Annotated in this window: 1 protein-coding gene; it reads left to right on the forward strand. The window is 73.7% G+C overall.

The window, feature by feature from the left end; all coding sequences use genetic code 11:
- Positions 1 to 29: 29 nt before the first annotated feature.
- Positions 30 to 16,127, forward strand: coding sequence for a type I polyketide synthase (locus OG352_RS33285; protein ID WP_329222046.1), 16,098 nt, complete (start codon positions 30 to 32; stop codon positions 16,125 to 16,127).
- Positions 16,128 to 16,183 lie beyond the last annotated feature (56 nt).

A 16,183-nucleotide genomic window follows, 5' to 3' on the forward strand; every position in this document is an offset into this window, starting at 1 on the left:
AGAACCAGCACTCCCAGAAGTGGCGTGACATGTCCAACGAAGACAAGCTCCTCACCCGCCTGAAGTGGATGACCGGCGAGCTGCGCCAGTCCCGGCGCCGGATCGGCGAACTGGAGTCCCAGGCGCACGAGCCGATCGCCATCGTCGGGATGAGCTGCCGTCTGCCTGGCGGGGTGCGGTCGCCCGAGGAGCTGTGGGACCTGCTGCTGGACGGGCGGGACGCGGTCAGCGCGTTCCCGGACGACCGGGGCTGGGACCTGGACCGGCTGGCCGGGCGCGGCCCGGACCGCGACGGCGCCAGCGACGCCCTGCACGGCGGGTTCCTGGACGACGCGGGGGAGTTCGACGCGGACTTCTTCGGGATCTCCCCGCGCGAAGCGGTGGCGATGGACCCGCAGCAGCGGCTGCTGCTGGAAGCCTCGTGGGAGGCGTTCGAGCGCGCCGGGATCGATCCCGCCACCATGCGGGGCCGGCAGGCCGGCGTCTTCGTCGGCGCCTCTCCGGCCGGGTACGGCGCGGTGGTCCGCGCCGCCGAGGACGGCGGCGACGGGTACGCGCTCACCGGCGACGCGGGCGGCATGGTCTCCGGCCGCATCGCCTACACCCTGGGCCTGGAGGGCCCGGCGGTGACCGTGGACACCGCCTGCTCCTCCTCGTCAGTGGCCCTGCACCTGGCCGTACAGGCCCTGCGCGCCGGCGAGTGCGGCCTCGCGCTGGCCGGCGGTGTGGCGGTGCTGGCCACCCCGGACGCGTTCGTGGAGTTCAGCCGGCAGCGCGGGCTGGCGCCCGACGGCCGCTGCAAGCCGTTCGCCGCCGCCGCCGACGGTACGGGGTGGGGCGAGGGCGTCGGCATGCTGCTGGTGGAGCGGCTGTCCGACGCGCAGCGGCTCGGTCACCCGGTGCTGGCGGTGGTCCGTGGCAGCGCCGTCAACCAGGACGGCGCGTCCAACGGCCTCACGGCCCCCAACGGCCCGTCCCAACAGCGGGTCATCCGGCAGGCACTGGACAACGCCCGGCTGTCCGCCGCCCAGATCGACACCGTGGAGTCCCACGGCACCGGCACCCGGCTCGGCGACCCCATCGAGGCACAGGCCCTGCTGGCCACCTACGGCCGCAGCCGCACCGGCGACCGGCCACTGTGGCTCGGCGGCCTGAAGTCCAACATCGGCCACACCCAGGCCGCCTCAGGGGTGGCGGGGATCATCAAGACGGTCATGGCCATGCGGCACGGAAAGCTGCCCGCGCTCTTGCACCTGGACGCCCCGTCCCCGCACGTCGACTGGTCGGCGGGCGCGGTCTCCCTGCTGTCCGAGACCATCGACTGGCCGGACACGGGCCAGCCGCGCCGGGCAGCGGTGTCGTCGTTCGGAGTGAGCGGGACGAACGCCCACATCGTGCTGGAGCAGGCGCCGGTCGAGGCCGTCGCGGGAGCCGTCGCAGAGGCGGCGGGGGCAGCGGGGGGCGTCTCGGAGGGCGTACCGGCCGTCGCCACCGGCGCCGCCGGTGGCGCGACGCGTGCTCCCGGCGCTCTGCCCTGGCTGCTGTCGGCGGCCTCGCAGGACGCGCTGCCCGCGCAGGCCGCGCGCCTCGCGGACGCCCTGGCGGGATCGGCCCTCGGCGAGGTCGCCGACGCCGACATCGCCCTCTCGCTGGCCGTCGGCCGGGCCGGGCTGCCCGTCCGGGCCGCCGTCGTCGGCGCCGACCGGGCGGCCCTGCTGTCCGGGCTGCGCGCCGTCGCCGCAGGCACGGCCGCCGCCGGCACGCTGACCGGCACGGTGTCCGACGGCGCCACCGCGTTCGTCTTCCCCGGCCAGGGCAGCCAACGCGCGGGCGCCGGACGGGAGTTGTACGACACGTTTCCCGTGTTCGCGCGGGCGCTCGACGAGGTGTGCGCCGGGTTCGACGGACTTCTGGACCGGCCGCTGCGCGACGTCGCCTTCGAGGACGACGGGCCCGTCGACCGTACGGAGTTCACCCAGCCGGTGCTGTTCGCGATCGAAGTGGCGCTGTTCCGGCTCCTGGAGTCGTGGGGGGTCGCCCCGGACTTCGTCGCGGGGCACTCCATCGGCGAGGTCGCGGCGGCGTACGTCGCCGGGGTGTGGTCGCTGGAGGACGCGTGCGCGTTGGTGGCGGCGCGGGGCCGGCTGATGGGCGAACTGCCCTCGGGCGGTGCGATGTTGGCGGTGGAGGCGGCCGAGGCGGACGTACTGCCTGAGCTGGACGAGCGGGTCGCGATCGCGGCGGTGAACGGGCCGTCGTCGGTCGTGGTCTCCGGTGCGGCGGAAGCCGTCGGAGAGTTGGAGTCGCGCTGGCGTGAACAGGGCCTGCGAGTCAAGAAACTGACGGTAAGTCACGCCTTTCACTCTCCGCTCATGGACCCGATGCTCGCCGAGTTCCGGCGGGTGGCCGAAGGCCTGACGTACGAGGCCCCGCGCATCCCCCTCGTGTCCGGCCTCACCGGCGAACCGGTCCTGGAGGAGGTACGGCTCCCGGAGTACTGGGTGCGCCATGCCCGCGAGGCGGTCCGGTTCGGCGACAGCGTCCGTACGCTGCACGGGCGCGGCGCGAGGACGTTCGTGGAGGTCGGCCCGGGCGCGGTCCTGTCCGCGCTGGTCCGCGACGGCGTACCGCAGGCGGACGCGCCGGTCACCGCCGTACCGCTGCTGCACGTCGGCACCGCCGCCCGCACCACCGCACGCACCGAGGCGCACAGCCTGACCACGGCACTGGCCGCCCTGCACGTGCGGGGCACCGGCATCGACTGGACGGCCGTCCTCGACGGCACCGGCGCCCGCCGCACCGACCTGCCGACGTACGCCTTCCAGCACCGCCGCTACTGGGCCGCACCGGCCGCCACCGAACTCCAGGGTGCCCCCGAACTCCGGGGCGCGGCCGAACCGGTCGCCGACGCCGAGCTGTGGACCGCAGTGGAGCGGCACGACCACGCGGCCGTGGCCCGCGCCCTGCGGCTGGAGCCCGACGCCGACACGGTGCACGACCTGCTGCCGGTGCTCGCGGACTACCGCAGCCGCAGCCGGGACCGGGCGGCGGTCACCGGCTGGCACTACCGGATCGGCTGGACCCCGCTGCGGCCCGGCCCGGCCGCCGCCGACGGCCGCCACTGGCTGCTGGTGGTGCCACGCGAGCACGCCACCGACGGCGTCACCGACGACGCAGCCGACGGCCACCCGCTCACCGGGGCCGTCACCCGCGCCCTGGCCGCCCACGGTCACACCTACGCCGTGGTGGAAGCGGACCCGGCGGACACCGTCGCTGCTCCACTGACCGACCGGCTGCGCGCCGCCGTCGCCGTCGCCGACAGCGCCCCCGACAGTGCCCCCGACGGCGTGCTGTCGCTCCTCGGCCCGCTGCTCAGCCCGCTGCTCACGGACCCCGAGCACCCCGAGCACCCCGCATCGCACCGGCCGTCCGGTGCCCTGGCCGCCACCGCGCTTCTGGTACGCGCCCTCGGCGAGGCCGACATCACCGCACCGCTGTGGTGCGCGACCCAGGGCGCCGTCAGCACCGGCCGTGCCGATCGGCTCACCGCCCCCGGCCAGGCCCAGTTGTGGGGCCTCGGCCAGGCCGTGGCGCTGGAGCACCCGGACCGCTGGGGCGGGCTGGTCGACCTGCCCCCGGACCTCGACGAGCGGGCCGCCGCCCGGCTGTGCGCCGTGCTGAACCGCCCCGAGCCGAACGGCCCCGAGCGAGCCGGCCCCGAGCGAGCCGGAGCCGAGGAGGACCAGCTCGCCGTCCGCGCCTCCGGCGTCTTCGGCCGCCGTCTCGAACCCGCCCCCGCCCCCACCCACGCCTCCGCCGATGACGGCACCGTCGGCTGGCAGCCGCGCGGCACCGTACTGGTCACCGGCGGAACCGGCGGCATCGGCGCCCACACCGCACGCTGGGCGGCCCGGGCCGGCGCCGACCACCTGGTCCTGGTCAGCAGGCGCGGCCCCCTGGCCCCCGGTGCCGAGCAACTCAGCGCGGAACTAGCTGAGTTGGGTGCGCGCGTCACCCTCGCCGCCTGCGACGTCGCCGACCGGCAGCAGCTCGCGGCCCTGCTGGACGGCCTCGCCGCCGACGGCCACCCCCTCACCGCCGTCGTCCACGCGGCCGGGCAGCCGCAGTACCGCCCACTGGCCGAGACCAGCGGGCACGACCTGGCCGACATCACCGCCGCCAAGGCCCTGGGCGCGGCCCACCTGCACGAACTGACGCTGCATCAGAACCTTGACGCCTTCGTGCTGTTCTCGTCCGTCGCCGGTGTCTGGGGCAGCGCAAACCAGACCGGCTACGCGGCGGCCAACGCCTACCTCGACGCCCTCGCCGAACACCGCGCCGGCCAGGGACTGCCCGCGACCGCCGTCGCCTGGGGCCCCTGGGCGGGCGACGGCATGGCGGCCGGCCAGGAAGCCGAGAACCATCTGCGCCGACGCGGCCTCAACCCGATGGCCCCGCACCGCGCACTGCTGGCGCTCCAGCACGCGACGGGCCCGTGCACGGTCGTCGCCGACATGGACTGGCAGCGCTTCGCCCCCGGCTACGCCTTCGCCCGCCCGCGTCCGCTGATCGCGACGATCCCGGCCGCCGCAGCCGCCCTCACCGCCGCCACAGTCGCCCCAACCACAACCACAACCGCAACCACAACCGGAACCGCAACCGGCAGCGCCCCCTGGCCCGCCGTGCTCGACCGCACGCCGGTCACCGACCGCGCCACCGCACTGCTGGACCTGCTGCGGGCCGAGATCGCCGCCCTGCTCGGCCACACCTCACCGACCGCCGTAGAGCCGAAGCGAGCCTTCAAGGATCTCGGCTTCGACTCGCTGACCGCCGTCGAACTGCGCGACCGTCTCACCGCCAGGACGGGCCTCGCCGCCCTGCCGGCCACCCTCGTCTTCGACCACCCCACGGCATACGCCCTGAGCGGCCACCTGCTCGCCCTGCTGCTGCCCGACGGCGACAGCGACGGCAACGCCGACGCCGACGGCGCGACAGGCGAACAGCGGCAGACCGCAGCGGACTTGGCGGACGGTGAGCCGATCGCGATCGTCGGTATGGCCTGTCGTTATCCGGGTGGTGTCGGTTCGCCGGAGGAGTTGTGGGAGCTGGTGGCGGGTGGCGGGGACGCGGTCGGGCCGTTCCCCGCCGACCGCGGCTGGGACCTCGCCGAGCTGTACGACCCGGACCCCGACCGGATCGGTACCAGCTACGCCCGCGAAGGCGGCTTCCTCGACGCGGTGGCCGACTTCGACGCCGCCTTCTTCGGCATCTCGCCGCGAGAAGCGCTCGCGATGGACCCGCAGCAGCGGCTCCTCCTGGAGACCGCCTGGGAGACCTTCGAACGCGCGGGCATCGCCCCCGACGCGCTGCACGGCTCACGCACCGGCGTGTTCGTCGGCACCAACAGCCTTGACTACACGGCCCTCCTGCGCGACTCGGCCACCCCGACCGAGGGACACCTGATCACCGGCAACGCGGCGAGCGTCGTCTCGGGCCGGCTGGCGTACACGTTCGGGCTCGAGGGCCCGGCCCTGACGGTGGACACGGCGTGCTCGTCGTCGCTGGTGGCCCTGCACCTGGCGGTGCAGGCGCTGCGGCGGGGGGAATGCTCACTCGCCCTGGCGGGAGGCGTGGCCGTGATGGCCACGCCGGGCTCGTTCGTCGAGTTCTCGCGTCAGCGGGGTCTTGCGGTGGATGGTCGGTGCAAGGCGTTCGCGGCGGGGGCGGATGGTACGTCGTGGGGTGAGGGTGTGGGGTTGTTGCTGGTGGAGCGGTTGTCCGATGCGCAGCGCAATGGCCATCGGATTCTGGCGGTGGTGCGTGGGTCGGCGGTGAATCAGGATGGTGCGTCGAATGGGTTGACGGCGCCGAATGGTCCGGCGCAGCAGCGGGTGATCGGGCAGGCGTTGGCGGATGCGGGGCTGTCGGCGTCCGGGGTGGATGTGGTGGAGGCGCACGGTACGGGTACGGCGTTGGGTGATCCGATCGAGGCGCAGGCGTTGTTGGCGACGTATGGGCAGGGTCGGGCGGTGGAGCGTCCTGTGTTGTTGGGGTCGGTGAAGTCGAACATCGGTCATACGCAGGCGGCTTCGGGTGTGGCCGGTGTGATGAAGATGGTGTTGGCGTTGGGTCGTGGTGTGGTGCCGGGGACGTTGCATGTGGATGCTCCGACGCCGCATGTGGACTGGTCTGCGGGTGCGGTGGAGTTGGTGACGGAGAACGTGGTGTGGCCGGAGGGGTCTGGTGAGCCGCGCCGTGCCGCTGTGTCGTCGTTCGGTATGAGTGGCACCAACGCGCACGTGATCATCGAACAGGCCCCGGCGACTGACATCGCTGCCCGACCAGCCACATCCAACCCGGTCGTCATACCCCTCTCCGCCCACAGCCCAGCCGCGCTGGCCGCCCAGGCGGAACGGCTGCGCGACCACCTGACGACCAGGCCACTGCCGGTGGCCGACGTCGCGATGACGGTGGCGACCGCCCGTGCCGCTCTCGGACATCGTGCCGCGCTGGTCGCGGCCGACGCCGACGAACTGCTCGCCCGTCTCGGCGAGGTGGCGGCCGGACAGGGCGTGACCGGGCCAGTGGCGGAGGGCCGTACGGCGTTCCTGTTCTCGGGTCAAGGCAGTCAACGGGTGGGTGCGGGGCGGGAGTTGTATGCCGCTTATCCGGTGTTCGCGGATGCGTTGGACGAGGTGTGTGCGCGGTTCGAGGGCTTGCGGGAGGTGTTGTTCGAGGGCGGGGAGCTGATCGACCGGACGGAGTTCACGCAGCCGGCGTTGTTCGCGGTCGAGGTGGCGCTGTTCCGGCTGCTGGAGTCGTGGGGTGTGACGCCGGACTTCGTGGCGGGTCACTCGATCGGTGAGGTGGCTGCCGCGTATGTGGCGGGTGTGTGGTCCCTGGACGACGCGTGCACGCTGGTGGCTGCGCGTGGTCGGCTGATGGGCGCTCTGCCCGAGGGTGGCGCGATGCTGGCGGTGGAGGCGTCCGAGTCGGACGTACTGCCCGACCTGGACGAGCGCGTCGCGATCGCTGCGGTCAACGGTCCGTCGTCGGTCGTGGTGTCCGGTGACGCCGTAGCCGTCGGGGAGCTGGAGTCGAAGTGGCGTGAACAGGGCCTGAGGGTCAAGCAATTGACGGTCAGTCACGCTTTCCACTCTCCACTCATGGGCCCGATGCTGGCGGAGTTCCGCCGCGTGGCCGAGGGCCTGACCTACGAGACCCCGCGTATCCCGCTCGTCTCCAACCTGACCGGCGAGATGGCCACGGCCGAGGAACTGTGCTCGCCCGAGTACTGGGTCCGGCACGTCCGTGAGGCTGTCCGCTTCGCTGACGGTGTGCGGTCGTTGTACGGCCACGGCGTCCGTACGTTCGTCGAGCTCGGTCCCGGCGGGGTGCTGTCGGCCATGGCGCAGCAGACCCTGGCCGACGCGGACTACGCCGTCTGCTGTCCGACGCTGCGTCAAAACCGCGCCGAACCGTCGTCGCTCAACTACGCGTTGGCGACCCTGTACGCGCGCGGCGCGGAGCCCGACTGGGAGGCCTGCTTCGCCGGGACGGGCGCCCGGCGCGTGGATCTGCCGACGTACGCTTTCCAGCGGCGGCGGTTCTGGCCCGAGCCGGGGCCGCTGCGGCTCGGCGACGTGTCGGCGCTCGGGGTCGAGCCGGTCGCCCACCCGCTCCTGGGCGGCAGCGTGACGGTGGCCGGTGAGGGAACGACGCTGCTGACGGGACTGCTGTCGCTGCGTACCCACCCGTGGCTGGCGGAGCACCAGGTGATGGGCTCGGTGCTGCTGCCTGGCACGGCGTTCGTGGAAATGGCCGTACGGGCCGCCGAGGAGGTCGGCTGCTCGCTGCTCGAGGACCTGACGCTCACCGAACCGCTCGTGCTGGCGGCGGACACGGCGATACGGGTCCAGGTCCGGGTCGAGCCCGCCGACGACACCGGCCGACGGACTCTGGGCGTCTACGCGCGACCCGCCGACAGCACCGACGCCGACTGGACGCGCCACGCGCTCGGCACCGTCTCCGACGAACTGCCGCAGCCTCAGCCGGAGATGACCGTCTGGCCGCCCACCGGAGCCGAACCGGTGCCGGTCGAGGAGCTGTACGCACGTCTGGCGGTGGCCGGTTACGTCTACGGACCGCTGTTCCAGGGGCTGCGGGCGGCCTGGTCGCGGGACGGTGAGACGTACGTCGAGGTGGCGCTGCCGGAGGATCGGCGCGGCGACGCCGAAGGGTTCCGGGTGCATCCGGCGCTGCTGGACGGCGCGTTGCACGGCGTGGGGCTCGGTGCGCTCGGCGAGGGGCGGCCGGGGCGACTGCCGTTCAGTTGGTCGGCCGTCTCGGTCAGCGCCGTCGGCGCGGGGCTGCTGCGAGTGCGGCTGGTGGCCAGCGGCCCGGACACGGTTTCGCTGACCGCCGTCGACGGAACCGGGCAGCCGGTGCTGTCGGTCGGCGCGCTCGTCATGCGCCAGGCGACGGCCATGCCGCCGAGCCGTCACGAGGCGCCGCTCTACGAGGTGCGGTGGCTGCGCCAGCCGCTGCCGCAGCCACCGTCCGGCCCCACGTGGGTACTGCTGGACACGGAGGGCGACGACATCCAGGCGCCGGTGCCCGCCGGTCTCGCCGTCGCGCGCCGCGTCGGCGGCCTGGCCGAGGTGCCGGACGGCGGAGATGTGCTGGTCCGGCTGGACGCCTCGGGCGCGCCGGCTGACGTGCTGCCCCTCCTCCAGGAGTGGCTGCGCCGGGCGTCGGGCGGCCGGTTGGCCATCCTGACCGGCGCGGCCACCGAGCCGGACGCGGCTGCGGCTGCAATGTGGGGCCTGGTCCGGTCGGCGCAGGCGGAGAACCCGGGCCGGTTCGTGCTGGTCGATGTCGACGGTACGGCGGAGTCGTGGGCGGTGCTCACGGCGGCGCTGTCCACAGGTGCGGACCAACTGCTTCTACGCGAGGGCGAGTTGTCGGTGCCGAGACTGGTGCGGCCTGGGGCTGACGAGGTCCTGGAGGTGCCGTCGGGTGCGGAGGCGTGGCGGTTGGACACTGCGGCGCGGGGGTCGTTGGACGCGCTGGAGTTGGTCCCGTTCGAGGAGGTCACCGCTCCCTTGGCGGCGGGTGAGGTGCGGGTCGCGGTGCGTGCCGCGGGCGTGAACTTCCGTGATGTGCTCAACGCGTTGGGGATGTATCCCGGGGAGGTGCCGCTGGGCATCGAGGCGGCGGGTGTGGTGCTGGAGACCGGGCCGGGGGTCGGTGGTCTGTCTGTGGGCGACCGGGTGTTCGGGCTGGTGCCGGGTGCGTTCGGTCCCCTGGTGGTGACGGACGAGCGGTTGTTGGCGCGGGTGCCGGAGGGCTGGTCGTTCGCTGAGGCGGCGTCGGTGCCGATCGTGTTCCTGACGGCGTGGTACGCGTGGCAGGACCTGGCCCAAGTGCAGCCCGGAGAGCGGGTGTTGGTGCATGCGGGTGCCGGTGGCGTCGGTATGGCTGCGATTCAGCTTGCGCGGCATTTGGGTGCTGAGGTGTTCGCTACGGCGAGCCCTGCCAAGTGGGATGTGCTGCGCGGTCTGGGCCTGGACGACGATCACATCGCGTCTTCCCGGGACACCGGTTTCGCGGAGAAGTTCAGCGGTATCGACGTCGTACTGAATGCTCTCGCGGGTGAGTTCGTCGACGCTTCGTTGTCGGTGCTGGCGGAAGGGGGCCGGTTCCTGGAGATGGGCAAGACCGACGTCCGTGACGCGTCCGAACTGGCTGTGTCCTACCAGGCGTTCGACCTGTTCGAGGCGGGTCCGGACCGGATCGCGGAGCTGCTGGCCGAGCTGCTGGAGCTGTTCGGCGCCGGTGTGCTGGAACCCCTTCCGGTGCGGGCGTGGGATGTGCGCCAGGCCCAGGACGCCTTCCGCTTCGTGAGCCAGGCCAAGCATGTCGGCAAGGTTGTGCTGACCGTTCCGGCGGCGCTGGACCCGGACCGTACGGTGCTGGTCACCGGCGGCACGGGCGGTCTGGGCGCACATGTGGCCCGGCACTTGGTGGTCGAGCACGGCGCTCGCGATCTGCTGCTGGTCTCCCGGCGTGGCCTGGACGCTCCCGGCGCGGAGGAACTGCGCGCCGAGTTGGTCGAATTGGGTGCCGCCGTACGGATAGTGGCCTGCGACGTGTCCCGACGGGACGCCGTGGCAGCCCTGTTGGAGTCGGAGCGGCTGACGGCCGTCATCCACACCGCCGGTGTCCTGGACGACGGCCTCGTCACCGCCCTCACCCCCGACCGTATGGCGACCGTGTGGGCGCCGAAGGCGGAAGCGGCCCGGCACCTTCACGAACTCACAGCCGGCCAAGACCTGGCCGCCTTCGTCCTGTTCTCCTCCGTGGCCGGTGTGCTGGGCTCGGCCGGTCAGGGTAACTACGCCGCTGCCAACGCCTACCTGGACGCCTTGGCGGCGAACCGCCGTACCGCCGGTCTGCCCGCGACCTCGGTGGCCTGGGGGCCGTGGTCCCAAGCCGGTGGCATGACCGGCACCTTGGACGAGGCCGACGTCCGACGCATGGCCCGCAGCGGTGTGTTGCCGCTCGATGCGGAACAGGGCATGGCGCTGTTCGACGCGGCACGGGACGGAGTGGCGCCCGCGCCCACGGCGGTGCGCCTGGATGTGGCGGGGCTGCGCGAGCACGCTGCCGCAGGGACGCTGCCCGAGCTGCTGACCGGCCTGGTGAGCGCGCCTCGCCGCCGGGCCTGGGATGCGGCGTCCGATACCGGAGCCCAGGCCTTCGCACGGCAATGGGCGGGGCTGGACGCGGCCGAGCGGGCGAAGCGGCTGCTGGAACTGGTGCGGGTGCAGGTCGCGGCCGTGCTGGGACACGGTTCGCCCGAGGAGATCGATCCGGACCGTGCCTTCAAGGAGTTGGGCTTCGACTCGCTGACTTCGGTCGAGCTGCGTAACCGCCTGAACGCGGCGACCGGACTGCGGCTGCCCGCCACGCTGGTGTTCGACCATCCGACCGCCGGTGCGCTGGCCGGTCTGCTGGGCGTCGAGCTGTTCAGCACCGACGAGCCCGCGGCCGTACCGCAGGCACCCGCACCCGTGACCCTGCCGTCCGCCGAGGATCCGGTCGCCATCATCGGCATGGCCTGCCGCTTCCCCGGAGGCGTCCGGTCGCCGGAGGATCTGTGGCGGCTGGTGGCCGAAGGCGCGGATGCCATCGGCCCGTTCCCGTCCGACCGGGGCTGGGACGTGGACCGGCTGCTGGGCGCCGACCGGGAGCGTGCCGGGACCTCGCACGCGGCCGAGGGCGGGTTCCTCTACGACGTCGCCGATTTCGACGCGCGGTTCTTCGGGATCTCGCCGCGTGAGGCGCTGGCGATGGATCCGCAGCAGCGGCTGCTGCTGGAGACGTCGTGGGAGGCGCTGGAGCGGGCGGGAATCGACCCGCAGTCGGTACGCGGCAGTGTGACCGGTGTCTTCATGGGGTCGGCGTTCTGCGGCTACGGCTCGGGCACGGCGGACAAGCCGGAGGGTCTGGAGGGGCACCTGCTCACCGGTACCACCGGCAGTGTGGCGTCCGGCCGGGTCGCCTACAGCCTCGGCCTCCAGGGCCCGGCGGTGACGGTGGACACCGCCTGCTCGTCGTCGCTGGTGGCGCTGCACCTCGCGGGGCAGGCGCTGCGCGCCGGGGAGTGCACGATGGCGCTGGTCGGCGGCGCGACCGTCATGGCGACACCGGACATCTTCACCGAGTTCAGCCGGCAGCGCGGCCTCGCCGCCGACGGCCGCTGCAAGTCCTTCGCCGACGCGGCCGACGGCACGGGCTGGGGCGAGGGCGTCGGCATGCTGCTGGTCGAACGACTCTCCGACGCCCAGCGCAACGGGCACCGTGTGCTGGCGGTGGTCCGTGGCTCGGCCGTCAACCAGGACGGGGCGTCCAACGGACTGACCGCGCCCAACGGCCCGTCCCAGCAGCGCGTCATCCGTCAGGCGCTGGCCAACGCCCGCCTCACCCCCGCCGAGGTCGACGCAGTCGAGGCGCACGGCACCGGCACCGCCCTCGGCGACCCGATCGAGGCGCAGGCCCTGCTGGCGACGTACGGCCACGACCGCGACGAGGACCAGCCGCTGTGGCTGGGCTCGGTGAAGTCCAACATCGGCCACACGCAGTCCGCTTCGGGCATGGCCGGGGTCATCAAGATGGTCATGGCGCTGCGGCACGGCACACTGCCGCGCACCCTGCACGTCGACCGGCCGTCGGGCGAGGTGGACTGGTCGCGCGGCGCGGTGAGCCTGCTGACCGAGGCCCGGCCGTGGCCCGAGACCGGCCGGCCGCGCCGTGCGGCGGTCTCGTCGTTCGGCATCAGCGGCACCAACGCGCACTCGGTGCTGGAACAGGCCCCTGACGCCACCCTGCCCGACGCCGTGCCCGCCCCTTCTCTCACCCCTACCCCCGCCGAGCCGCTGCTTCCGCTGTCCGCGCGGGATGCCGGTGCCCTGCGCGAGCAGGCCCTGCGCGTCGCCGCGCTGCTGCGGGACGAGGCCGTGCGGGCGCCTGACGTGGCGTATGCCCTGGCCACCACCCGGGCGACGCTGGAGCACCGGGCGGTCGTGCTGGGCGGCGCAGGAGATGCTGCACAGGACCGTACCGAGCTGGTGGCCGCTCTGGAGGCGCTGGCCGAGGGCCGCGAGACACCGTCCGTGGTACGCGGCCGGGCCGTCCCCGGCGGCACGGCGTTCCTCTTCTCGGGCCAGGGCAGCCAGCGCGCCGGTGCCGGGCGGGAGCTGTACGGGTCGTTCCCGGTGTTCACGGCCGCGATCGACGGGGTGTGTGCGGCCTTCTCGGGGTTGCTCGAACGCCCCCTGCATGAGGTGCTGTTCGCGGCGGCCGGTTCGGCCGACGCGGAGCTGATCGACCAGACGGCGTTCACCCAGCCCGCGCTGTTCGCGGTGGAGGTCGCGCTGTTCCGGTTGCTGGAGTCGTGGGGTGTCACGCCGGACTTCCTCGCGGGCCACTCCATCGGTGAGATCACCGCCGCGTATGTGGCGGGGGTGTGGTCCCTGGAGGACGCGTGCACGCTGGTCGCGGCGCGCGGCAGGCTGATGCAGGCGCTGCCGGCGGGCGGCGCGATGCTGGCCGTCGAGGCGACCGAGGCGGACGTACGTCCCGAGTTGGACGAGCGGGTCGCGATCGCGGCGGTGAACTCGCCGTCGTCGGTCGTGGTCTCCGGTGCGGCGGAAGCCGTCGGGGAGCTGGAGTCGCATTGGCGTGAACAGGGCCTGCGCGTAAAGAAACTGATGGTCAGTCATGCCTTCCACTCGCCCCTGATGGACCCGATGCTCGCGGAGTTCCGCCGAGTCGCCGAGCAGGTGACGTACGCGTCGCCCCGGATCCCGTTGGTGTCGAACCTGACCGGCGAGATGGCCACCGCCGAGGAGCTGTGCTCGCCGGAGTACTGGGTGCTGCACGTTCGCGAGACCGTGCGGTTCGCCGACGGGGTGCGGGCGCTGCGGGCCCGGGGCGTGACGTCGTTCGCCGAGCTCGGGCCGGACACGGTGCTGCTGGGCTCCGTACGGGAGACGGTGGCCGACGACGTCGACGCCGACCTCGCGGTGCTGCCGCTGCTGCGGGCCGGACGGGACGAAGCAAGGGACGAAGCAAGAGACGGGACGAGGGGGGAGTCGCACGGGGTGCTCGCCGCTGCGGCGGCCCTGTACACGCGCGGTGGGCGCCTGGACTGGCCCGCGCTGTACGGCGGTTGGCGCGGTGCGGCGGTGGATCTGCCGACGTACCCGTTCCAGCGTGAGCGGTACTGGCTGGCCCCGTCGACGGCCGGGTCCGCACCGGTGCGGGACACCGTGGAAGCGCGCTTCTGGGAGGCCGTCGACCGCGAGGACCCGGAGGCCCTCGCCGCGACGCTGGACCTCCCCGAGAACCTCCCCGAGTTCGCCGAATCCCTGGGCGCCGTACTGCCCACCCTCGCCGGCTGGCGCCGTAGGCAGGGCGAACGCTCGGCTCTGGACGCGCTGCGTTACCGCGAGACATGGGTTCCGCTGCCCGCTCCCACGACGCCGGTGCGGCTGACCGGCGAGTGGCTGCTGATGCTGCCGGAACCGCCGGAGCTGTCAGAGCTGGCGGAACTTCCGGAGCGCTCGCCGCACACCGACCTCGCCGACGCCGTACGTCAGGCCCTGACCGGCCATGGCGCCGTCGTGACGGTCGTCCCGGTCGCCCCGGGCGACGACCGGGCGGCGCTCGCCGAACGGCTTCGGGGCATCGCCGCCTCCCGGACACCGGTGGGCGTGCTGTCCCTGCTGGGCCTGGACGCAGACCCGTACCCCGGCCACCCCGCGCTGACGGGCGGCCTGGCACTGACCAGCGCGCTGGTCCAGGCGCTCGGCGACGCCCAGGTGGACGCACCGCTGTGGTGTGCCACGCGGGGCGCGGTCTCGACCGGGGCCGCCGATCCGCTCGCCGCGCCGGACCAGGCGCAGGTGTGGGGGCTCGGCCGGGTCGCCGCACTGGAGCACCCGAACCGCTGGGGCGGCCTCGTCGACCTGCCGGAACGTCTGGACGGGCGCGGCCGTGAGCTGCTGTGCGCGGTGCTCGGACAGATGGAGAACAGGTCGAAGGGCCGACCGGAGGACCTGGACCGGCCGGAGGACCAGACGGCCGTACGGCCCGCCGGGCTGTACGCACGCCGACTGGAACACACCCCCGCCGCCCCCACCGGGTCCAACGGGTCGGCCGGGTCCGCGGCCCCCGCCTGGGCACCTTCGGGCACGGTCCTGGTCACCGGCGGCACCGGCGCGCTCGGCGGCCACGTCGCGCGCTGGCTTGCGCGCAGCGGCGCCCAGCACCTCGTACTGACCAGCCGCCGCGGCCCCGACGCACCCGGCGCCCGTGAACTCGCCGACGAACTCACCGCGCTCGGCGCCCGCGTCACCCTGGCGGCCTGCGACACCGCCGACCGTCCCCAACTGGCAGCCCTGCTCGACGGGCTCCGTGCGGCCGGCGACCTGCCGCGCGCCGTGGTGCATGCCGCGGGCCTGCCGCAGAGCAGCCGCATCGAGGACACCGGCCCCGCCGAACTGGCCGGCCTCGTCGCGGCGAAGGTGCTCGGCGCGCGGTACCTGGACGAGCTGCTCGCCGACGAGCCGCTGGACGCGTTCGTACTGTTCTCCTCGATCGCGGGCGTCTGGGGCAGCGCGGGCCAGGGCTGCTACGCCGCGGCCAACGCCTACCTCGACGCTCTGGCCCGCCGCCGCCGGGCCCAGGGCCGCACCGCCGCGGCCGTGGCCTGGGGCCCCTGGGCCGACGGCGGCATGGCGGGCGGCCAGGAGATCCTGGACCACCTGCGCCGCCGGGGCCTGCGCGCCCTGCCGCCGCACACCGCGCTCGCCGCACTGGGCACGGCCACCGTCCTGGGTGCGGCCACCGCGCAGGACACGGTCGTCGCCGACGTCGACTGGGCCGTGTTCGGCGGCTCCTTCACCGCCGTACGCCCCAGCCCGCTGCTGTCCGCGCTGCCCGAGATGGCCGCGATGGCGGCGGCCGAGGCGGCGGCATCGACCGCCGCCTCGGGCGACGAGCCACAGGCCGCCGACGAACTGGCGCGGCGGCTGGCCGGGCAGTCGCCCGCCGACCGGCGGCGGATCCTGCTGGACCTGGTCCGCGCGCAGGTCGCCGCCGTCCTCGGCTTCCGCTCCGCCGACGCGGTCGAAGCCGACCGTGCCTTCAAGGACCTCGGGTTCGACTCGCTCACCGCGGTCGAGCTGCGCGACCGCGTCAGCTCCGTGACGGGCCTGAAACTGCCCACCACCCTCATGTACGACCACCCGAACGCCACCGTGCTCGCCGCGCGGCTCGACGCCGAGCTGTCCGGCGCCGACCACGGTCCCGTCGTCCCGCTGATGACCGAACTCGACCGGCTCGAAGCGGCGTTGACCTCCGTCACCCCCACCGCCCTGAACACGATCGCCCCCGATGACGCCGCCCGGACCAGGATCGCGCGCCGCCTGAAGGACCTGGTGTCCCGCTGGAACGAAGCCACCGGCGCCCCCACCACGACCGACCTGGCCGAACAACTGGACGACGCCTCCGACGACGACCTGTTCGACCTCATCGACAAGAAGTTCGGTCAGGGCTGACTCCGGTCCCGTCCCGACCCGCTCGCGCACACGACTACCTCCCCGGGTGAAAAAGG

It is taken from the genome of Streptomyces sp. NBC_01485 (genome assembly GCF_036227125.1).
Taxonomy (GTDB): domain Bacteria; phylum Actinomycetota; class Actinomycetes; order Streptomycetales; family Streptomycetaceae; genus Streptomyces.

Excerpts from the sequence above, each read along its gene's own strand:
- OG352_RS33285 (WP_329222046.1), top strand. The coding sequence starts at position 30 with ATGTCCAACGAAGACAAGCTCCTCACCCGCCTGAAGTGGATGACCGGC.